The 19,855-nt window shown below is 61.5% G+C and carries 19 protein-coding genes; 1 reads left to right on the plus strand and 18 read right to left on the minus strand.

Features of this window, described 5'->3' with window-relative positions; all coding sequences use genetic code 11:
* Window positions 1-634: 634 nt before the first annotated feature.
* From DZG07_RS15605 to yajC, 7 genes are all read right to left on the minus strand, one after another.
* Complete coding sequence (locus tag DZG07_RS15605) at window positions 635-2,797, minus strand: hypothetical protein (protein ID WP_119818435.1); 2,163 nt, start codon at window positions 2,795-2,797, stop codon at window positions 635-637.
* Window positions 2,798-2,880: 83 nt separating this feature from the next.
* Complete coding sequence (locus tag DZG07_RS15610; RefSeq protein WP_197716861.1) at window positions 2,881-3,822, minus strand: sterol desaturase family protein; 942 nt, start codon at window positions 3,820-3,822, stop codon at window positions 2,881-2,883.
* Entirely contained in the window at window positions 3,822-4,244 is a 423-nt protein-coding gene (locus tag DZG07_RS15615; RefSeq protein WP_119818441.1) for a hypothetical protein, read from the minus strand. The genes DZG07_RS15610 and DZG07_RS15615 overlap by 1 nt, the downstream gene beginning before the upstream one ends.
* A gap of 95 nt (window positions 4,245-4,339) precedes the next feature.
* Window positions 4,340-5,182 (minus strand): phytoene/squalene synthase family protein, encoded by an 843-nt coding sequence (locus tag DZG07_RS15620; RefSeq protein WP_119818444.1) that lies wholly within the window; start codon window positions 5,180-5,182, stop codon window positions 4,340-4,342.
* Window position 5,183: 1 nt separating this feature from the next.
* On the minus strand, window positions 5,184-5,570 hold the full coding sequence (locus tag DZG07_RS15625) for an Mth938-like domain-containing protein (RefSeq protein ID WP_119818447.1): 387 nt from the start codon (window positions 5,568-5,570) through the stop codon (window positions 5,184-5,186).
* 10 nt (window positions 5,571-5,580) lie between these two features.
* On the minus strand, window positions 5,581-8,127 hold the full coding sequence (secDF, locus tag DZG07_RS15630) for a protein translocase subunit SecDF (RefSeq protein WP_119818450.1): 2,547 nt from the start codon (window positions 8,125-8,127) through the stop codon (window positions 5,581-5,583).
* Window positions 8,128-8,177: 50 nt separating this feature from the next.
* Window positions 8,178-8,495 carry a preprotein translocase subunit YajC gene (gene yajC / locus DZG07_RS15635; RefSeq protein WP_091911793.1) on the minus strand — a complete coding sequence of 106 codons (318 nt, stop codon included), beginning with the start codon at window positions 8,493-8,495 and terminating at the stop codon, window positions 8,178-8,180.
* 179 nt (window positions 8,496-8,674) lie between these two features.
* Between yajC and DZG07_RS15640 the strand changes: the two genes are divergently transcribed.
* Window positions 8,675-9,550, plus strand: a complete 876-nt coding sequence (locus DZG07_RS15640; RefSeq protein WP_119821784.1) for an ATP-binding protein — start codon at window positions 8,675-8,677, stop codon at window positions 9,548-9,550.
* 99 nt (window positions 9,551-9,649) lie between these two features.
* Here the strand turns inward: DZG07_RS15640 and DZG07_RS15645 are convergent, their stop codons facing one another.
* The 11 genes from DZG07_RS15645 to nagZ form a co-directional block, all read right to left on the minus strand.
* The gene (locus DZG07_RS15645; RefSeq protein WP_119818453.1) at window positions 9,650-11,200 is read right to left on the minus strand and encodes a LysM peptidoglycan-binding domain-containing M23 family metallopeptidase; all 1,551 of its coding nucleotides are present in this window, start codon (window positions 11,198-11,200) and stop codon (window positions 9,650-9,652) included.
* 117 nt (window positions 11,201-11,317) lie between these two features.
* Window positions 11,318-11,968 carry a protein-L-isoaspartate(D-aspartate) O-methyltransferase gene (locus DZG07_RS15650; RefSeq protein ID WP_091911799.1) on the minus strand — a complete coding sequence of 217 codons (651 nt, stop codon included), beginning with the start codon at window positions 11,966-11,968 and terminating at the stop codon, window positions 11,318-11,320.
* Window positions 11,965-12,723 (minus strand): 5'/3'-nucleotidase SurE, encoded by a 759-nt coding sequence (gene surE / locus DZG07_RS15655; protein WP_091911801.1) that lies wholly within the window; start codon window positions 12,721-12,723, stop codon window positions 11,965-11,967. The genes DZG07_RS15650 and surE overlap by 4 nt, the downstream gene beginning before the upstream one ends.
* Before the next feature lie 5 nt (window positions 12,724-12,728).
* Window positions 12,729-14,033: a serine--tRNA ligase gene (serS, locus tag DZG07_RS15660; protein WP_119818456.1), complete on the minus strand. Its 1,305-nt coding sequence runs from the start codon at window positions 14,031-14,033 to the stop codon at window positions 12,729-12,731.
* A gap of 61 nt (window positions 14,034-14,094) precedes the next feature.
* On the minus strand, window positions 14,095-14,967 hold the full coding sequence (tatC, locus tag DZG07_RS15665; RefSeq protein ID WP_091911805.1) for a twin-arginine translocase subunit TatC: 873 nt from the start codon (window positions 14,965-14,967) through the stop codon (window positions 14,095-14,097).
* Window positions 14,964-15,671 carry a Sec-independent protein translocase protein TatB gene (gene tatB, locus DZG07_RS15670; RefSeq protein ID WP_119818458.1) on the minus strand — a complete coding sequence of 236 codons (708 nt, stop codon included), beginning with the start codon at window positions 15,669-15,671 and terminating at the stop codon, window positions 14,964-14,966. Before tatB ends, tatC begins: the two co-directional genes overlap by 4 nt.
* A 31-nt stretch (window positions 15,672-15,702) precedes the next feature.
* Window positions 15,703-15,939, minus strand: a complete 237-nt coding sequence (locus DZG07_RS15675) for a twin-arginine translocase TatA/TatE family subunit (protein ID WP_091911809.1) — start codon at window positions 15,937-15,939, stop codon at window positions 15,703-15,705.
* A 35-nt stretch (window positions 15,940-15,974) separates the two neighbouring features.
* Window positions 15,975-17,081 carry an ABC transporter ATP-binding protein gene (locus DZG07_RS15680; RefSeq protein WP_119818461.1) on the minus strand — a complete coding sequence of 369 codons (1,107 nt, stop codon included), beginning with the start codon at window positions 17,079-17,081 and terminating at the stop codon, window positions 15,975-15,977.
* Window positions 17,082-17,115: 34 nt separating this feature from the next.
* Window positions 17,116-17,850, minus strand: coding sequence for an SMC-Scp complex subunit ScpB (gene scpB / locus DZG07_RS15685; RefSeq protein ID WP_119818464.1), 735 nt, complete (start codon window positions 17,848-17,850; stop codon window positions 17,116-17,118).
* Complete coding sequence (locus DZG07_RS15690) at window positions 17,847-18,647, minus strand: ScpA family protein (protein WP_091911815.1); 801 nt, start codon at window positions 18,645-18,647, stop codon at window positions 17,847-17,849. The genes scpB and DZG07_RS15690 overlap by 4 nt, the downstream gene beginning before the upstream one ends.
* A 75-nt stretch (window positions 18,648-18,722) precedes the next feature.
* Window positions 18,723-19,742, minus strand: a complete 1,020-nt coding sequence (gene nagZ, locus DZG07_RS15695; protein ID WP_119818467.1) for a beta-N-acetylhexosaminidase — start codon at window positions 19,740-19,742, stop codon at window positions 18,723-18,725.
* Window positions 19,743-19,855: the final 113 nt, after the last annotated feature.

The following is a 19,855-nucleotide window of genomic DNA, read 5'->3' on the forward strand; positions in this document are numbered from 1 at the left end:
CCTATGACGGCTGTCGCGGTGCAGAACTGCCGAAACTGAAACCAGCGGAAACTGTGGGAAAGATTTCCACCCAGTTTCCACTCAACCCATTGTTTCCATTCACTCCGAACATTTTTTCGCGCCCAATCTATCCCCCTCTTTCCAGCCTCCTCCATACTTGCCCTCGCAAATCCGCTTCCAAACGGGATCCCTGGTGCGCACCGGGTATCAGGGGGAAGCGTCGGCGTCCGGGCTGGTGACACAACGGTAGTGTTGCTGGGTGATGAGCCCCTAAGCCCGGGTCCTTAGCTACGGCTGGCCACGCGAATGTGGAGGCGACTGAGCGGGACAAGAGCGCTGGCGGGGCGCAATGGCTGCGCCACGAATTTACACTTAGGAAGGCAAGGCCTTTGCGCCCCGCATTCCCACCCTCGTAGAGGGAGTTCTTTGACAATGGCCAGATGCGAAAGCAGGCGTGGCGATGAATAGGTGCGTCCTTCGAGGCTCGCTACGCTCGCACCTCAGGATGAGGGAGGGTGTGCCGGCAACCCTCCATTCTGAAATGCGCTTACACCTCAGGGCCAGGATCTAACAGCATCAACCTCCCTCATCCTGAGGTGCGAGCGCAGCGAGCCTCGAAGGATGCACCCCAAGTTCACAACCCCGATCTCAAATCCGCGACATTGGGCGCCGGCAGTTTCAGGATTTGCCGCGCGGTATTAAAGACCGCATCGGCGATATGCGCATGACCTTCCGCGGTCGGATGAAACGGGCCGCCAAGGCAGGCTTCGATCAGGTCGAGCAGGCCCCATTGTCCGGTTGGCGGTGGCGAGCCGTTGGCTTTGTATTGCACGAAAAGGCAGATGTCGTTGAGGGTGCGGAACCAGCGCTCGCGCGGTGCATAGGCGCGCGTGTCGCGCAGCCGGTTGAAGCCGGTTTCGCGATTTTCGGCAAAGGGCTCGAAATCCGACCAGCGGTTTACCGGACTGGCGAAGTGATAATAGGGCAGCATCAGGTTCTCGGCCGCCGAGACATTGCCGTTGGCATCTCGCTTCTGCGCGCATATGCCATGCTTCGCGAACGGCTCGCGGTGGGCGTCGACGAAGTACCAGTTTCCGGCCCGCGCGGCGTCGCGGGTGGCCGGATAAAGAACCTCGTTGGCGAAGCGGCTGACCAGCCGCAATTCGGGCACGTCGATCGACAGCACGCCGCCGACATTGAACCCTTCGAGCCGCTCGCGCGGATCGCTTTCGCCACAAAGGCGGCCGTTTTCGTTGAACTCGACCTTGGGAAAGGCCGTCAGGACGATATTGGGCTTGCCGGCGTCCCCTTTGACGATCGGGATCGGCGCCAGCGCCTTGCGCAAGGCGGCAAAGCGCGCCGGCAATTCCTGCGCTCGCTCCTGCGCGCGGTCGATGCCATGCGCCTTGGTCAGTCGCGCGGCCAGGCGGATAAGGTCATTGCCCTGCGCCCTGGCGCGAATTTCCGTGTTGAGGTTGGCATAAGGCGGCCGCGTCTTGGTCAGGGTATCGACGATCAGCGGCGTGAAGCCGATATCGTTGCCGCCGATCGAGACGATCAGCAGGTCGACCGGCCGAAGGAATTTTCCGCTGGGGCAATCGAGCAGGCTTACGCTGCGCACCGGCCGGCCGTTCGGGGCGGTCACCGGCTGATCCAGCGAGATCGTGCGACGCGGAAGCCTGCGCATCAGGTCGTCGCTGCAGAGCTCGACCATCAGGCGGTCGACCTGGGGCATGTTGCGACGCAGCCGACCGCCGGCGGTGAAATAGCTGGGCTCGACAGTCTCGACGCCGGCATAAGGAAACAGAAAGCCCTCGGTCAGTTCCGCGCCCGAACAGGCAAAGCCGAGGAAGGTCACCGCCGAATGCTTGACGTCGCTAAGCGCGATCTCCAGAGCCGTGCGCAGATGGTAGCTATAGGCGGAACGGTGGCATTTGCGGTCGAGCCAGCCGGCCGGCCCGTTCTGGTAGCGCACCGGAAGCGAATAGGCAGCGTTCGAGCGTATTGCCTGGGTGTCGGGATCGTAAAGATAGGAGATGTTGAGCCCGGCCCGGCGCGAAAAGCGGTCGATCTCAACCGGCGTGTCGGGATTGCCCTCGCCCGAGGAATAGCTGTCGCCCATGCCGACGACCAGGCGGTCGCGTACCCATATCGGCTCATGCGAGACATTCGTGCCGTCGGGCAGTTGCACGGTCACCGCCACGCCGCGCTGCGCCTCGGGGACATCCGGCTCGAAGGGAATGCGTGTCTCGACATCCGCGGCGCAGGGCTTTTCCGCCGTGGCGACGAGCGCGCTACCGTCGATGAAGATCGCCCTCGCCGCCTGCCATTTGCATTGCCCCGACGGTGGTTCGGTCAGCGACAGGATGACGGTATGGCGCTGCGGCCTGACATAGTCGGTGCGCAGCGATGCGCCGAAACTGTCGCTCCTGCAGGAGGCGTGCCATTGCTGGCGGCTGTCCCAGCAGGTGGCGCGACGGCGGTTGATGTGATGCGCCCACCCCCGCTCCGGCCGGCCGGCACTGCGCGGATTGGCGTAAAGCGTCGAATCCTGGCTGTACCATTCGCGCAACCAGCGCGGATCGTTCAGCGAACGTTCGAGATCGGACACCGCGGTTGCCGACAGCGCGCCGCCATTGGCGGCCATGACATCGGCCATGGCCTCGCGCTGCATGTCGAAGTCGCGGGTTTCGATGAAGTAGCGGAACGGGTGGTCTACGCGCCAGTCGATTGCCGGCGCGGCGTGTACAGCGGTCGATATGGAGAAAAGCAAAGCAATAAGAACAAGACGAAGCATGCCACTATACCTCGCATATCGAAGATTATGTCTCCGATAAAAAGGAATAGAGGCGCTTTACCCTCATTTCAATCAGGTCGGCATCATTCTTGTGAGGTAACCGGAAGGCCGGGCTTTCCGGATTCACTGGGATGAAGACGGACATAATCCAGCTTCAGGTCCTGCGAAGTCTTGCGCGAACCGTCGTGGCTCCAGCCCGGCGGCTGGAACAGGTAGGAGAGGCGCTGGTGCAAGGTCAGGCCGGGTGCTGCGGCGTCGCGGAACATGCCAACCCATTCGTGGAACGCGACTTTCACCGGGTTGAACGTGCCGATATTCTTGACGATGCCATAGCGTGGCAGGTCCTCGGGCAATTCCTCGACGAAAGTCCCGAACATGCGGTCCCAGATGATCAGCGTGCCGGCGTAATTGGCATCGAGATAGCGCGGGTTGGTGGCGTGGTGGACGCGGTGGTGCGACGGCGTGTTGAAGATCATTTCGAACCAGCCCCACATCCTGCCGATCGTCTCGGTATGGATCCAGAACTGCCAGACAAGGTTGAAGCCGAAGACGAAGGCGATCACCGCCGGGTGGAAACCGAGCAGCACCAGCGGCACCTGCAAGATGAACATGCCGGTGAAAAGGCCGGTCCAGCTCTGCCTCAGCGCCGTGGAGAGGTTGTAGTGCTGGCTGGAATGATGGTTGACGTGCTCGGCCCAGACCCAGCGCACGCGGTGCGCTATGCGGTGGTACCAGTAGTAGCGCAGGTCATCGAGCAGGAACGCCGCCAGGAACACCCAGACCGAAAGGCCGAGATCAAAGAAGCGGAACTGCCAGACCCAGAGCAGCGCCGTGTAGGAAACGACACCGAGCAGGATGCCGGCGACGACATTGCCGGTGCCCATCATCAGGCTGGTCAGCGTATCGCGCGTCTCGAAAGCGCCCCTGGCCCTGCCCGTACGCACCAGCCAAAGCTCGATCAGGATGGCGACGACGAAGAAGGGAATCGCAAGCTGCGTAACCTGCGGGAAATCGTAATTTTCCATCAAGATGCTTCTCTCTTTGCAGGTTGCAGCACGTTGCGAACCGCGCTCGCATCGGTAGCGTCGGCGAAGGTGAAATCTCCGCCGGCCCAGGTGAAATCCTTGAGCCGGATCGACAAGCCTTTCGGGTCGGAACTCGTCAGCGAAACGACGTCGGATTGCGTCACGATGCGCGTCAGGAACTTGTCGCCGAAGCTCTGGACGATGCCGGTTCGGTCGCCGTCGAGTTCCAGAAACGCCGTCTTGCCATCGGCGGTCAGCCGAACGGTCCAGATTGTTTCTTCCGGAAAATCCTCGCCAAAGCGCCGTTTCGCGTCGTCAACGGCAGTGATCGACGAGCCCTTGCTGCCGCCGGTCAGATGGACGGCGAGAACACACAAAGCGATCCCGACAACCACGATGGCGACGAGTACAGGCAAGCTCATGGGCCGAAATTCTCCTCCCGACCGAAGCGTCCAGCTATCCGCGGCGGCGTCGCGAGAGAAATATCATAATTGACGTTTACGTCAAAGGAGTTTCATCACCAACCGCGCGTGGCACGGCGAAAGAGAATCCATTGCCGGCGCCAGGCCGAGATTTCCGACACCGACGTCAACGCTTTCGCGGGCGCTTTGCCGAGTTTCTGCAGATAATCGCCTGCCAGCGTAGCCGGCAGAAAGGCTGGCCGCAGCGTATCGGGAAGATCGCGCGCTCCACGCTCGAAGGTGGTGCGATGGTCTTGTGCAAGCGCGATCATCGCCTCAACCGCACGGGAAGCCCCTGCCCCACCGTCGCCTGTCAGGAACTCTTCCGGCGAAGAACCGGCGGCCGCGAGAATATCCTTCGGCACGAAGCACTGCCCGCGCGCGCGGTGGATCGGCATCAGGCGCAGGAGGCCGGTGATGGCCTGCGCGCAGCCGGCATGGCCTGCGAGTTCGGCGAATTTCGGCGCGGCTTGCGGATCGAGGATCATCGACGCAAGCTGGATAAGTGCTGCAGCCGTTTCGCCGCAATAGCCTTCGAGGTCGTTTCTCGACGGCATCGGATCGTCGTAGAGATCGAAAATCCGCGCATCGAGATAGTTCTGGAAGGCACTTTGCGGCAGACCGTAAGTCGCAATCGTGCCGACCAGCGCTTCGGCCACGGGATGACCTGACGCTGCTTCAACGGAGCCAGCAGCGATCACGTCGCGCCACCATTGCAGACGCACCTCTCCGGGCAGCGCTTCGCGGATGCGGTCGCGAACGCCGGCAATCTCCGCGTTGAAAGCATAAAGGGCAAAAAGACCGGTGCGGCTGGCTTCAGGCGCATAAAGCGCCGAGAGGTAACGATCCCGGTCGGCAGCGCGCACCGCCTCCATCACGATCTGGGCGTGATCACTCATGTCAATCGACGGCTATCAAAGCTGCTGCGACCGCGCGGTCTTCCGCGAGCAGCACATTGTAGGTCCGCACGGCAGCACCGGTAGACATCGGATCGGAGGAGATGCGCGCCTCTTTCAACGCCGCCTTGAGTGCGGCCGGCAAAGGCCGCAAATCCTTGCCCGTTCCGACCAGCAGGATTTCGACATCGCCGGCTTCCGAAAGAAGCCGCGCAAAATCTTCTGCTGTCAGCGCGTTCGGATCTGCCGGTTCCCAACCGTAAATGCCGGACGGAAGGCAAAGAATCGAGCCGCGATGCGACATGTCGGCAAAGCGAAAACCGCCGTTGCCATAGGCTTCGATCGGCGCGCGGCCGGGGAAATGTGCTTCTCGAATGAAGATGCCCGACATTGTTGCCTGCTTAAGAATTCGACGGCTGGGCCGTCCGCACGACATTGGTGTCGTTGTCGAACGTATCCGGGCGCGGCTTGAACAGGATCAACAATGGACCAGCGACAAAGATCGACGAGTAGGTGCCGAACACAACGCCGAAAATCAATGCCAGCGCGAAGGAGCTGATGATCTCGCCGCCGAAAAGATAAAGCGCAATCAGCGCCAGCAGCGTCGTCGCGCCCGTCAGGATAGTGCGCGACAAGGTCTGGTTCAGCGACAGGTCCACGACATCCCGGATCGACATCGTCCTGAACTTTGCCAGGTTTTCGCGAACGCGGTCATAGACCACGACGGTGTCGTTGATCGAATAGCCGATGATGGTGAGGATTGCAGCGATGCTGGCGAGGTTGAAGTCGATGCCGGTGATGACATAGAAGCCGATCATGGCGATGACGTCGTGAACCGTCGATATGACCGCGCCCAGGCCGAACTGCCATTTGAACCGTACCCAGATATAGATGAGCATCGCCGCCAGTGCTGCGAGTACAGCCAGGGCGCCGGCTTTTGCCAGTTCGTTCGAGACGTTCGGGCCGACAACCTCGACCCGGCGGAAGTCATAATCCTCGCCCACGGCAAGCCGCGCCTTTTCGACGGCGGACTGTTCGGCATTGTCGCCGCCGCCCTGCGCCGCGATCTTGACGAGGAGATCACGCGGCGATCCGAAGCCTTGCACCTGCACCTCGCCGAGATTGACCTCACCCAGGCGATCTCGCACGTCCGCCGCATCGGCTGAGCCGGTCTTGGCCCGCATCTCGATGACCGACCCGCCCAGGAAATCGACCCCGTAGTTCAAGTCCCTGGTCACGAACAGCACCGCGGTGCCGATCGACAGGATGGCCGAAAGAGCGAACGCATATTTGCGCATCTTCATGAACGGAATTCTGGTGTCGTCCGGCACGAATTTGACGATGCCGCGCGGGATTTCGGTCGGCCGTGTCCGGCGCAGCCAGAACGAGATCATCCAGCGCGTGAAGGTGAATGCAGTGAAGACAGTAGTGATGATGCCGACGGCCAGGGTGATGGCAAAGCCGCGCACCGCACCTGAGCCGAGGTAAAAGAGGATCGCCGCTGCAATGAGCGTGGTGACGTTGGCGTCGATGACGGTGGCCATGGCCCGCGAGAAGCCGGCATCGAGCGACTGCACGAGAGATTTTCCCTGCCGCCGTTCGTCCTTGACGCGCTCATAGATGAGAACGTTGGAATCGACCGCCATACCCATGGTGAGGATGATGCCGGCAATGCCGGGAATGGTCAGCGCCAGACCGAACAGCGAAAGTATCGCGATGATCAGCACGACATTGGCAATGAGCGCCAGATTAGCGATGACGCCCAGGCCGCCATATGCGACCACCATGAAGACCAGCACGAGGAGACCGCCGATCAAGGCGGCAGTTGCACCGGCCTTGATGGAATCCGTACCGAGGTTAGGGGCGACCGTTCGCTCCTCGACGATCGTCAGCGGAGCCGGGAAGGCACCGGCGCGCAGCAATGCTGCCAGATCGGCCGCGCTCTCAGCACTGAAATTTCCGGCAATCTGGCCGACACCGCCGAGAATGGGCTCCCTGATCTGCGGGGCGGAAATAACCTGATTGTCGAGAACGACGGCAAACAGCCGGCCTACATTCTGCTGGGTGGCCTCGCCAAAGCGCGCGGTACCCTCGGGATTCAACTGGAAGGAAACCACCGGCTCGCCGTCGGAGCGGCTGATAGCCTGGGCGTCGATCAGGCTTTCGCCCGACACCATAATGCGATCTTCAATCAGATAGGCAGCGGGCGGATCGTCGGGGGAATACATCACCGTCGAATTGGCCGGCGGCTGCCCCGAAATCGCGTCCTGCACCGGCATGGTCTGGTCGACCATCTGGAAGGTCAGCTTGGCGGTCTGCCCCAGGATCTCCTTCAGGCGTTGCGGATCCTGAAGGCCCGGGACCTGAACGAGGATACGGTTTGCGCCCTGCTGCTCGACGATCGGCGCGTTCGTGCCCAGTTCATTGACGCGGCGCGTGGCTACATCGACCGACTGCGCCAATGCCGCCTCCGCGCGGTAGTCGATACCGCCGTCAGTCAGTGTATAGCGCAAAACGCCGGGCTGGGGTTCGTCCTGGGTCAATTCCTGCGTCGAACCGGTGCCGAACATACCGGAAGACACCGGCTGCAGCAGCGAATCGAGCGCGGCCTTTGCCTTGTCGACCTCATTTGCCTCGCGGATGCTGACCTGCACGCTCTTGTCGGCTCCGGTCAGGCCGGTGTAGCCGATCTTGGCGTCGCGCAATTTTGTGCGGATATCGTCGCGGGTTACCGCAAGGCGCTCGTTGATGAGGTCTTTGCGGTCAAGCGCCAGGAGAATGTGCGAGCCGCCCTGAAGGTCGAGGCCCAGCGTCATCGCACGCTTTGGCAGCCAATCCGGCAGCGCATCGAGCGTTGCCTTCGAAAACAGATTTGGGGCCGCAAAAAGCAGCCCCAAAATCACAATGGCCCAGATAGAAATCGTCTTCCAGCGCGAGAAATAGAGCATTTTGCCTCGTCAGTTCAGACGACTCTGCAGCCGAGTCTCCTCGTCAGAGACTACTTCTTGGCGTTCTGGTTGGCGACAGGCTCACCCTTCACGCGCACATCGGCGATCGTCGAACGCAGCGCGGTCACTTTTGTGCCGTTGCCAAGATCGATTTCCAGCTCATTGTCGTCGATGACCTTGGTCACCTTGCCGATGAAGCCACCGCCGGTGATAACGGTATCGCCGCGGCGAACGGCAGCCAGCATCTCGCCGCGCTTCTTCAGCTGCGTACGCTGCGGACGGATGATCAGGAAATACATGATCACGAAGATCAGGACGAACGGCAGAACGCTGATCAACATGTCGGGGCTTGCGCCTGTGCCTGGCATAAAAAACTCCTGAAAATTATGGGAGGGCCACTACCCCAGCCCTTCGTGAAAGTTGGCGGGAATATAGTCGCTAAAGCCACCTTTGCAACCGCGTAAGCGCCTTCGGCAGCCGCTTTCCCGGTCTGTTTGAGCGTGTTAGAGCGTTCGCGACGTTGTTTGCCACGAATGCGGAATGCGAAATGACCGAAAATACCATCGAAACGCTCACCCAGAAGCTCGATCTTCTCATCGATGCTGTCAGCAAACTGGCGCCCCGCGCCGTGCCGCAGACGGACATCAATGAAGCCAACTGTTTTGTCTGGGCGGCCGATCCCGGCTTTCTGGAGCCGGTGCATCGCGTCAATCGCATCGACATCGGCCTGATCCGCGGCGTCGACCGCGTACGCGACATCCTGGTCGACAATACCGAGCGGTTTGCCGCCGGCCTGCCGGCCAACAACGTGCTGCTCTGGGGCGCGCGTGGCATGGGCAAATCGTCGCTGGTCAAATCGGTGCATGCCTCCATCAACGCCTCGCGCAAGAAGGACGCGCCGCTCAAGCTGATCGAAATCCACCGCGAAGACATCGACACGCTGCCGAAGCTGATGACGATCCTGAAGGCAGCCCCCTTCCGCTTCATCCTGTTTTGCGACGATCTCTCCTTCGACCACGACGACACGTCTTACAAGTCGCTGAAGGCCGCACTCGAGGGCGGTGTCGAAGGCCGCCCGGCCAATGTGATCTTCTATGCGACGTCGAATCGCCGGCACCTGCTGCCGCGCGATATGATCGACAATGAGCGCTCGACGGCGATCAATCCGTCCGAGGCCGTCGAGGAGAAGGTATCGCTTTCGGATCGCTTCGGCCTCTGGCTCGGCTTCCACAAATGCTCGCAGGATGAATATCTTGAGATGGTCGACGGTTATGTCCGCTACCACGACCTCAAGATCGAACCGGATCTCCTGCGTGCCGACGCGCTGGAATGGGCGACGACGCGCGGCAGCCGCTCCGGGCGCGTGGCCTGGCAATTCATTCAAGATCTCGCCGGCCGGCTTGGTCAGCCGCTGAAAGACTGAGCGTCTTCATGCGCTCATAGTCATTCCAGAATGCAAAAACCCGCCCCTGTCGGGGGCGGGCACAGATGATGGACCGGGATTCAGGGAGCCGGTAATCGTTTATTCGAGGAAGGTCGACGGATCGACCGGAGACGAGTTCTTGCGCACCTCGAAATGCAACCTCGGCGAGTCCGTGCTGCCGCTCATGCCCGAAAGCGCAAGCTCCTGGCCGCGCTTGACCTTCTCGCCGCGTGAAACCTTCAACTCGCTGGCGTGACCGTAGACGGTGACCAGTCCGTTCTCGTGCCGAACCAGAACGGTGTTGCCGAATTCCTTCAGCCCGTCGCCGGCATAGATGACGACGCCATTCTCGGCAGCCTTGACCGGCGTGCCCTCCGGCACCTGAATGTCGATGCCGTCGTTGGACTTTCCGCCGCCCTTGCCGAAAGCGGTGATGACGCGGCCACGAACTGGCCAGCGCATGCGGCCGATGCCCGTGGCATCCGGTGCAGCTGAATCATCCTGCTCGACCTGCTCGATAAGTTTTTCTTTCTTCGGCGGCGTGTAGGCCACAACCGTCGGAGCCGCCGCAGTCGACGGCTTCGAGGGTACGGTCGCGCCGGTAACGACGGGATCGGCAGCCTTCGGTGCGGGCGCCGCAGCAGCCACGGTGGCAGCACCGGCAGCCGGAATCTGTAGCGTCTGGCCGATGCGGATGGTGCCGTCCTGGAGACCATTAGCCGACTTCAGCGCAGCCGAACTCACACCCGTCTTGCGGGCGATCTTGCTCAGCGTGTCGCCTTCCTGAACCTTGTAGGTTCCGGGCGCCGTCGATGCCTTGGCGTCGTTGGCAGCCGTGGCGGTCGGCTGCGGCGCATTCTCGCCTTCCTTCAGCTTCGGCGTCTGCGGCAACACGCCGAGATTGCCCGCAGGCGCACCCGTCGGCACCGGCACCTTGTGGGCCGGAACGTCATACTTCGTGCCTGTCGAGGACCTGGCGTCCGCAACGTTCGGATTGCTGTCGGGTGCCGAAACCGGCGCCTTGCTGGAATAGACGTAGGTCGGGATGACCACCTTCTGGCCAGCCTGCAACCCGCCCTGCTCGGAAATGCCATTGACCTTCATCAACACATTGGCCGGCACGCCGAAGCGGCGCGAGAGATTGTAGACGGTCTCGCCTTCCTTGGCGGTGACCTGGGTGCCACCGGCACGCGACCAGCCTGCGACCTCTTCCTCGACGCTCGCCATGACCGGCTGCTTTGTCTGCGCGACGGTGCCTGTCACGGTCTGGTCTAGCGACCTTGCGGCAGCGACCGGAGCCAAAGCCGGAGCGGGGTTGGTGGCGCGCGGCGTGTTCATCGCAGCCTGCGTCGTCGGCGGCGGAGGCAATGGCTGGGAGGAAACCGGGGTCAGCGCGCCACGGGTGACCGATTCTGTCTGGGCGGGAGCAACTGGCGCTGCCGCCATCTGAGCATCGCCCGGATAAGGCTGGTTCTGCTGCCCGAGGATCTGGCGCTGATTTGGCGTCGAGGCGGTAAAGATGTCATCGACACCGCCGCCACCGAATCGCGAGACCTGGGCGCTGCAACCCGCCGCCATGCTCGCGACCAGGAATATGGCCGCACTGCGCGCCAGAGCGCGTTCGTTCTTGGCTAAAATACTGATTCGCATCGCAATAACCCGCGTATACTCGATACCCAACTGGTATGATTAAAGCGCGTTAATGTTACTGGTCGGTTAAGAGGCTGGAGAAGATAGTAAGAAATACGCGAACGTGAGAGCGACGAGTCAGATCACCGCCGCAACGCTGCGTGCGATCGGCTGAAGACGCACGATGCCGATATCCTCGCGCTCAAAGCGGCTGCCGAGCTTGGTCAGTTTGGCCATGACCTGCTCGTCCTCGTCAGGGCCGATCGGCGCGATCATGATGCCGCCGCTGGACAGCTGATCGACGAAGCTGCGCGGCAGGCCGTCGAACGAGGCCCAGACGACGATGCGATCGAACGGCCCCTCACCCGCCAGCCCGTTCGAGCCGTCGGCCTGACGCACGAACGCATTGGTGATGCCGAGCGCTTCAAAACGCTGGCGCGCCTGTTCGGTCAGCGTCTTGAAGCGATCCACCGTCACCACGCGCGCGGCAAGCCGCGACATGACGGCTGCGGTATAGCCGGAGCCGGTGCCGATCTCGAGAACGCGGCTGCCGGGCTCGATTGCAAGCGCTGCGATCACCGCTGCCTGCAGATCGGCGCCCTCGATCGTCTCACCGCATTCGATCGGCAGCGTCCGCTCCGACCAGGCGATGCTGTGCCACTGCGCGGAAATGAAGGCGTGGCGCGGCGTTGCCTCGAAGGCGGTGATCATGTCCTTGGGGACGATGCCGCGCCCGCGCAACCTCAGGAGAAATGCTGCAAAGCCTTCGCGGTCGTCGATGGAGTTCATGCCAGCGCCTTCGTCAACTGGTCGCGGATCTCATGGGCGGTAAGGTCGAGCTTCAGCGGCGTCACCGAAACGAATTTGCTGCGCACGGCGTGAACGTCGGTGCCTTCCTTCAATTCGGGTGGCTCGCGGCCGAAACGCAGCCAGAAATAGGGAAAGCCGCGCCCGTCCGCACGCTCGTCGATCCACAGGCTGTGGACTAGCTTGCCCTGGGTGGTGACGCGGGTCGCCTCGACTTCTTCGGGCGGGCAGTTTGGGAAATTCACATTCAGGAATGTGCCGTCCGGCAGGTCGATCTTGAGCAGCCGCTGCAGCAGCGCCGGCGCCAGCGCCTCGACCGTTTCCCACGGCACCAGCCGCGCGCCGTCCTGCACATTGTATGCCTGGCTAAGCGCAATGGAGCGAATGCCGAGCATCGTGCCCTCCATCGCCCCGGCCACCGTGCCCGAATAGGTCACGTCGTCGGCGAGATTGGCACCCGAATTGACACCGGAAAGGATCAGATCCGGCGGCTCGGGCATCACCTTGCGCACGCCCATGATGACGCAGTCCGTCGGTGTGCCGCGCACGGCGAAATGCTTTTCGCCGATTTTGCGCAGGCGAAGCGGCTCGGAGATCGACAGCGAGTGGGCAAAGCCGGACTGGTCCGTCTCCGGTGCGACCACCCAGACATCGTCGGACAGCGTGCGCGCTATGCGCTCGAGGCAGGCCAGACCTTCGGCGTGGATGCCATCATCATTGGTCAGGAGAATGCGCATAAGGGTCAGTTCGCCTCGATCTTGGCTGCGCCGCCCATGTAAGGACGCAGAACTTCAGGAATGGTTACGCTGCCATCCTCGTTCTGGTAATTTTCAAGCACCGCGATCAGCGCGCGACCGACAGCCGTGCCCGAACCGTTGAGCGTGTGGACGAAGCGCGTCGCCTTCTCGTCCTTGACGCGATAGCGGGCATCCATGCGCCGCGCCTGGAAATCGCCGCAGACCGAGCAGGACGAGATTTCGCGATAGGCGTTCTGGCCCGGCAGCCAGACCTCGATGTCGTAGGTCTTGCGCGCGCCGAACCCCATGTCGCCGGTGCACAGCGTGACGGTGCGGAACGGCAGTTCAAGGCGCTTCAGCACCTCCTCCGCGCATTGCGTCATGCGCTCATGCTCGGCAATCGAGCTGTCGGCATCGGTGATCGAGACCAGTTCGACCTTGTAGAACTGATGCTGGCGCAGCATGCCGCGCGTGTCGCGACCGGCCGAGCCGGCTTCCGAGCGGAAGCAAGGGGTCAACGCCGTCATGCGCAGCGGCAGTTTTTCCTGCGCCAGGATTTCCTCGCGGACGAGGTTGGTGAGCGGGACTTCGGCGGTGGGGATGAGGCCCAAGCGACCGTCGCCGTGAGGCACGAAAAAGAGGTCATCTTCGAACTTCGGCAGCTGATTGGTGCCGAACAGAACCTCGTCGCGAACCAGCAGTGGCGGGATTACCTCCTGATAGCCGTGCTCGGTCGTGTGCAGGTCGAGCATGAACTGGCCGATGGCGCGCTCGAGCCGCGCAAGCTTGCCCTTCAGCACTGTAAATCGGCTGCCTGAAAGCTTTGCGGCGCGCTCGAAATCCATCAGGCCGAGCGCCTCGCCGATCTCGAAATGCTCCTTCACCCAGTTCGGACGCTGCTTTATCGCGCCTACCTTGCGGACTTCGACATTGTCGTTTTCGTCAGCGCCGACCGGAACGTCATCAAACGGCACGTTGGGAATGACGGCCAGTGCATCTTCCAGCGCCTTGTCGAGTTCGCGCTCGCGCGCCTCGCCATTCTGGATGAAGCTCTTGATGTCGGCGACTTCAAGCTTGAGCTGTTCGGCAAGCACCGAATCGCCTGAGCGCATGGCGTTGCCGATTTCCTTCGACGCGGCGTTGCGGCGCTCCTGCCGGACCTGGAGTTCGCCAAGATGCGCGCGGCGCTGCTCGTCCTTCAACAGCAGATCATCGACGGTTGCCTGCGCCTCGTCCGAGGACCATGAGCGCTTCACCAGGGCGTCAACGAGGGCTTTCGGGTTCTCGCGAATCCATTTGATGTCAAGCATGTCAGAAGTCCGGTCGCAGTATGAGTTCTAGAGGCGGCCGCGACGGCGGATCGAAAGGCTGTCAGCTCGCGGCGGTACCGTCTCCAGTCCCACTCAATGGCGCTTTTTCGGCTACCGCTTCAGCGGCTTCCTTTTTCTCGCGCGCCACGCGTTCCTGTTCGCGATTCCGTTCGATCATCCGGGCGGTCCAGATTGAAATCTCGTAAAGAAGGATGGTGGGAAGGGCAAGACCGATCTGGCTGACCGGGTCGGGCGGGGTCAGCACCGCTGCCACGATGAAGGCCAGCACGATCGCCCATTTGCGCTTGTCGATCAGCGCCTGCGACGACAACAGCCCGACACGCACCATAAGCGTGGTGACGACCGGAAGCTGAAACACCAGGCCGAACGAAAAGATCAGCGTCATGATCAGGCTGAGATATTCCGAAACCTTCGGCAGAAGCGAAATCTGCACATGGTCGTCCGTGCCGGCCTGCTGCATGGCCAGGAAGAACCACATCACCATCGGGGTGAAGAAGAAGTAGACCAGCGATGCGCCCATCAGGAACAGGATGGGCGACGCGATCAGGAACGGCAAAAACGCACTGCGTTCGTTCTTGTAGAGGCCGGGAGCGACGAATTTGTAGATCTGGGCGGCAATAAGCGGAAAGGCGATGACCAGGCCGCCGAACATGGCCAACTTGATCTGCGTGAAGAAGAATTCCTGCGGCGCCGTATAGATCAGCTCGACCTTGTGCGGGTCGAGGCCGGCCCATGCGGTCGCCCATTTGAACGGGATGACCAGCAGGTTGAACAACTGCTTGGCGAAGAAGAAACAGCCGAGGAAGGCTACGAAAAACCCACCGATCGCCCAGATAAGGCGCGTGCGCAGTTCGATCAGATGCTCGATCAGCGGGGCCGATGACTTTTCGATTTCGTCTTCCGGTTCACTCACTTGGCAGTTCCCGCTGGTTTTTTCTTGGTCGTTGCCGGCTTGGCCGGACTTTTTGCCGTAGCCTTGGCGGGCTTGGCTGCGGCTGGTTTGGCTGCCGGCTGTTCAGCAGCAACCTTGCTTGCGGCTTTCGGCGCAGCAGCTTTGGCAGCGGGCTTGGCTGCCACCGGTGCTTTCACAGCCGCTTTCGGTGCTGCGGCAGCCTTGGCAGGCTTGGAGGCTGGCGCTGACTTGGCAGGCTTGGCGACAGGCGCGGGCTCCTGCGTTGTCGCTGGAAATACCGGCGCCGCAGTTGGCATCGCTTCAGGACCGGCAACGCCGGGCATGGTGGTCGCACCATTCTTCAACGGCTCGGCCGCATGCACCGCATCGGAAGCAGGTTCCGCCGCCGTGGAGGGCTTCGGCTTCATCGCCGCGTCGAGACCAGCACGCACATCCGACGCCGCCTTTTCGAACGGATTGAGCTGCTTCTTGATCTCGGCGGTCGGGTTCAGGCTGCGCAACTCATCGACGGACTTCTTGACGTCGTCGAGCTCGGCTTCTTTCAAAGCCTCGTTGAATTGCTTTTGGAAATCGCCCGCCATGGTGCGCAGTTTCGCCGTCGTTTTGCCGAACGTGCGCAGCATGCGCGGCAAATCCTTCGGCCCGACGACCACGATCATAACGACCGCGATCACCAGCATTTCGGTCCAGCCGATATCAAACATGACTATCCAACCTGACTAGCTGGGAAACGGTTCAGCTCTTGCTGGCCTTTTCCTTGGCTGCCTGGATGGTCTCGTCGGAGCGATGCTCCACGGTCCGGCCATCGACGGTCTTGACGCCTTCATCAGCGTCCTCGTCAGACATGCCTTTCTTGAAGCTCTTGATGCCCTTAGCCATGTCGCCCATCAGTTCCGGGATCTTGCCACGGCCAAACAGCAGCAGAACCACAACCAGCACGATGAGCCAGTGCCATATCGAAAACGAACCCATTGTAACTCTCTCTCGAACGATTTCCTGAGATTGATCTATGCGCTTTCGCGCTGCGTTTCAAACATAAGTACGTCAGACTTTCGCAAGGAAAGCCAGATGTCACGTGCTTTGGCAGACAAAGCGCCGCAGCGTATGCGGGCACGCACAGGCTTTTCAGCACCTGAGACGGCGAATTCCAGCAATTCCACAACGCCGAGGAAGCGGCGTGACAGGATTCTTGCCTCGATTTCACCTTCCGTTTCGCTGACGTCGAAGCCTGTCAGCCGCACCGCCACCGTCGCTTTCGCGCCTTCGGAGAGGTCCGGCGACGGAATCTTGCCCACCGGCGTGTCCACCGCACCATTCGCAACCCGGCCAGCGAAGACGTTAAGCTCGGAAAAGAATCCGGCTGCAAAGAGATTCGCAGGGCGGAGATAAAGCTCCTCGGCACGGCCGGATTGGACAAGGCGGCCGTCCCTGAGAAGCGCGATCCGGTCTGCCATGCGCATCGCTTCCTCGGCGTCATGCGTCACGACAATCGCGGTCGCACGGCTTTCGCGCAGGATCGCCAACGTTTCGGCGCGCACATTGTCCTTGAGGCGCGAATCGAGCCCGGAAAACGGCTCGTCCATCAAAAGCACCGCCGGACGTGGCGCCAAGGCGCGCGCCAGCGCCACACGCTGCTGTTCGCCACCGGACAGCACATGCGGATAAGAACCTGCGTAATGTTCCAGCCCGACGCGTGACAGCGCGATCAAAGCCTCGCGCCGCGCCTCTTCGCCCGAAAGCGCGGTCAGTCCAAAGCGGACATTGTCCAGGATGGTCAGATGCGGAAACAGCGCGAAATCCTGGAAGACAAGGCCGATCGAGCGTTTTTCCGGCGGCAGGAAGATCGACGGCCCCGCGATCTCGCGATCGTTGAGCAGAACGCGCCCGGTCGACTGGCTTTCGATCCCGGCCGCAATGCGAAGCAGCGTCGTCTTGCCAGAGCCGGAGGGTCCAAGCAGGCACAGAACCTCGCCCGGCTCAGCGGCGAGCGAAACGTCGCGCAGCGTCTCGGCTTCCGGCCCAAATGAATGGCAGATATTTTCGAAAGCAAGGCGCGCGGCAAAAGTGACACCCGCGGTCACCCGGCTTGCGGTCTGCGCTTCCCCATTCTTCACTTAAAACACAACCCTTGACCCAACCCGGCCCTGGTCAATCATCTGTAACCTTGGGTGTCAACAGCCCGAGCTCTTCAAGGTCGATATCGGTCAGCGGATCTTCGTCTTCGGTCAGCAGATCAAGATCGGATGGCGGAAGCGGGACAGAGAAATTCGACGGCATCCGGGCCGACAACAGCCCTGCTCCCTTCAGCTCTTCCATACCCGGCAGATCGCGGATTTCTTCGAGTGCGAAATGGTCGAGGAATTTTTCGGTGGTGCCATAGGTAACAGGCCGGCCGGGCGTGCGGCGACGACCGCGCATCCGCACCCACTCCGTTTCCATCAGCGTGTCGAGCGTGCCTTTCGAGGTTTCAACACCGCGGATGTCCTCGATCTCGGCCCGCGTCACCGGTTGATGATAGGCGATAATGGCCAGCACCTCGAGAGCGGCGCGCGACAGCTTCTTCTGCTGTATGGCGTCGCGGTTCATCAGGAAGGCCAGATCGCCGGCTGTCCGGAAAGCCCAGGCGTCGCCGACACGAACGAGGTTCACGCCGCGCCGCGCATAGATTTTCTGCAGTTCGGCCATTGCAGCACGAACGTCGACACCTTCAGGCAGACGTGCCGTAAGCTGCTTTTCGGTCACCGGCTCGGAGCTGGCGAAGACGATGGCCTCGGCCATGCGCGCAGCCTCCGCCAGAATCAGGCGCTCTGCCGGATTGCGTTCGGCCTCGGCCTCTTCATCAACCGTGAACGGGATCACCGTGGCATTTGCGCTGTCACTCATGGCGCACCTTCGATTGCTTTCTCGGCCGGCGCGCGGCTGCGCAGATAGAGCGGCGCGAAGGCATCCTGCTGCCGCATCTCTATATGCCCCTCGCGCACCAATTCCAGCGTGGCGGCAAAAGAGCTGGCGATGGCCGTAGCACGCTCCTCGGGAGTGGTCATGTATACGAGCAGGAACTGATCGAGCGCCGTCCAGTCCTTGAACGACCCGACCAGGCGGGTGAGGATGTCGCGCGCTTCCTTCAGCGACCAGACGCCACGCTTGGCGATCCGTACATTGGTAATCGCCTGCCGTTGCCGCTGGATGGCGTAGGCGGTCAACAGATCGTAGAGCGAGGCCGAATATTCGTTTTTCTTGTCAACGATGACCATTTCCGGCATGCCGCGCGCGAAAACGTCACGGCCAAGCCGGTTGCGATTGACGAGCCGCGAGGCCGCGTCCCGCATGGCTTCAAGCCGCTTGAGGCGAAATTGCAGGACAGCGGCAAGTTCCTCGCCGCTCTCGCCTTCGTCGCCGGGCTGCTTGGGAATGAGCAGCTTGGATTTCAGGAAAGCGAGCCAAGCCGCCATGACGAGATAGTCGGCGGCGAGTTCCAGCCGGATGGCCCGGGCGCTGTCGATGAATTTCAGATATTGCTCGGCCAGCGCCAGGATCGAGATGCGGGAGAGGTCGACCTTCTGGTTGCGCGCCAGATGCAAGAGGAGATCAAGCGGGCCTTCGAAGCCGGCAACGTCGACCTGCATCGCTGGTTCGCTGACGCCGCGTGAATCGTCGTTTTCCGCCCAGAGACGGTCCATCGGCGTGGCCTTCCCGGCCCGGCTCTCCAATGTCTCCGCCAATTCGGTGCCTTCTCTCCTTAAAATCGGCGGCGTCTATGCCACCGCTTCGAAATAGTTCGCAAACTCGGCCCGTATCTGCGCCTCGTCGGCTGCATCGCGCTCACGAATGTAGCTTAGCGCACGATCGGCGCGTTGCAGCGACTTTCCTGCAAGCGCCGTGGTGCGTGAAGCTATGCCCGTCATTTCTTCCATCACCCCATTGCAGTGAAGGACCAGATCGCATCCAGCCGCAAGGATCGAAGCGGCTTTGGACGGGAAATCCCCAGAAAGTGCCTTCATCGACGTATCGTCACTGACCAGCAGGCCGTCAAAACCGATCTCACCGCGCACGATCTCCCGGATTACCTTCGCGGAAGTGGTCGCGGGGCCATCAGGATCGATCGCCGAATAGACAACATGGGCGGTCATTGCGATCGGCAGATGACTTAGCGCCTTGAACGGGGCGAAATCATGGGCCCGCAATTCCTCGATCGGCGTATCGACGGTCGGCAGTTCGAAATGCGTATCCGAGAATGCCCGACCGTGCCCGGGAATGTGTTTCATCACCGGCAGAACGCCGCCGGAAAGCAGTCCTTCGGCCGCAGCCTTGCCCAATGCCATCACGCTTTGCGGCTCCTTGCCATAAGCGCGGGTACCGATGACATCGCTTGCACCCTCAATCGGTACATCCAGAACCGGCAGGCAGTCGGCCGTTATGCCGAGACGCAGGAGATCGAAGGCATGCAGCCGTGCCAGAAGCCAAGCCGCGCGCAGGCCTGCCTTGCGATCGCTCCTGTAGAGTGCGCCAAGGGCTGCACCGGCCGGATAATTGGGCGCGATCGGCGGGCGCAGACGTTGAACCCGGCCGCCTTCCTGATCGATGAAGACCGGCGCTTCCGGCCGACCAACGCTGTCACGCATGGAAGCGACCAGATCGCGAATCTGCTCCGGGTCGCCGATGTTGCGGGCAAACAGGATGAACCCCCAGGGGCGTTCATCGCCGTAAAAGCGAATTTCATCAGAAGTGAGCGTTTTCCCGGCACAGCCAAGGATCATGGATTTTGATTCGGTCATGGCCCTCAGATTAGAGCAACATGGGCTTCGAGGGAATCCATTCGAAATCGGCTATCGGCCCTGCGCAAAGCAAAACCGGCGCGAACATGTCGCGCCGGTTTTCATTCTCTTCG

This window comes from Mesorhizobium sp. DCY119 (genome assembly GCF_003590645.1).
Lineage (GTDB): Bacteria > Pseudomonadota > Alphaproteobacteria > Rhizobiales > Rhizobiaceae > Mesorhizobium_M.

Excerpts from the sequence above, each read along its gene's own strand:
- DZG07_RS15625 (WP_119818447.1), bottom strand. The coding sequence starts at position 5,570 with ATGTCGGGCATCTTCATTCGAGAAGCACATTTCCCCGGCCGCGCGCCG.
- DZG07_RS15690 (WP_091911815.1), bottom strand. The coding sequence starts at position 18,647 with ATGGACCGTCTCTGGGCGGAAAACGACGATTCACGCGGCGTCAGCGAA.
- serS (WP_119818456.1), bottom strand. The coding sequence starts at position 14,033 with ATGCTTGACATCAAATGGATTCGCGAGAACCCGAAAGCCCTCGTTGAC.
- DZG07_RS15650 (WP_091911799.1), bottom strand. The coding sequence starts at position 11,968 with ATGAACTCCATCGACGACCGCGAAGGCTTTGCAGCATTTCTCCTGAGG.
- DZG07_RS15640 (WP_119821784.1), top strand. The coding sequence starts at position 8,675 with ATGACCGAAAATACCATCGAAACGCTCACCCAGAAGCTCGATCTTCTC.
- DZG07_RS15615 (WP_119818441.1), bottom strand. The coding sequence starts at position 4,244 with ATGAGCTTGCCTGTACTCGTCGCCATCGTGGTTGTCGGGATCGCTTTG.
- DZG07_RS15605 (WP_119818435.1), bottom strand. The coding sequence starts at position 2,797 with ATGCTTCGTCTTGTTCTTATTGCTTTGCTTTTCTCCATATCGACCGCT.
- DZG07_RS15610 (WP_197716861.1), bottom strand. The coding sequence starts at position 3,822 with ATGGAAAATTACGATTTCCCGCAGGTTACGCAGCTTGCGATTCCCTTC.
- DZG07_RS15645 (WP_119818453.1), bottom strand. The coding sequence starts at position 11,200 with ATGCGAATCAGTATTTTAGCCAAGAACGAACGCGCTCTGGCGCGCAGT.
- yajC (WP_091911793.1), bottom strand. The coding sequence starts at position 8,495 with ATGCCAGGCACAGGCGCAAGCCCCGACATGTTGATCAGCGTTCTGCCG.
- surE (WP_091911801.1), bottom strand. The coding sequence starts at position 12,723 with ATGCGCATTCTCCTGACCAATGATGATGGCATCCACGCCGAAGGTCTG.
- tatB (WP_119818458.1), bottom strand. The coding sequence starts at position 15,671 with ATGTTTGATATCGGCTGGACCGAAATGCTGGTGATCGCGGTCGTTATG.
- scpB (WP_119818464.1), bottom strand. The coding sequence starts at position 17,850 with ATGAGTGACAGCGCAAATGCCACGGTGATCCCGTTCACGGTTGATGAA.
- secDF (WP_119818450.1), bottom strand. The coding sequence starts at position 8,127 with ATGCTCTATTTCTCGCGCTGGAAGACGATTTCTATCTGGGCCATTGTG.
- DZG07_RS15675 (WP_091911809.1), bottom strand. The coding sequence starts at position 15,939 with ATGGGTTCGTTTTCGATATGGCACTGGCTCATCGTGCTGGTTGTGGTT.
- DZG07_RS15620 (WP_119818444.1), bottom strand. The coding sequence starts at position 5,182 with ATGAGTGATCACGCCCAGATCGTGATGGAGGCGGTGCGCGCTGCCGAC.
- nagZ (WP_119818467.1), bottom strand. The coding sequence starts at position 19,742 with ATGACCGAATCAAAATCCATGATCCTTGGCTGTGCCGGGAAAACGCTC.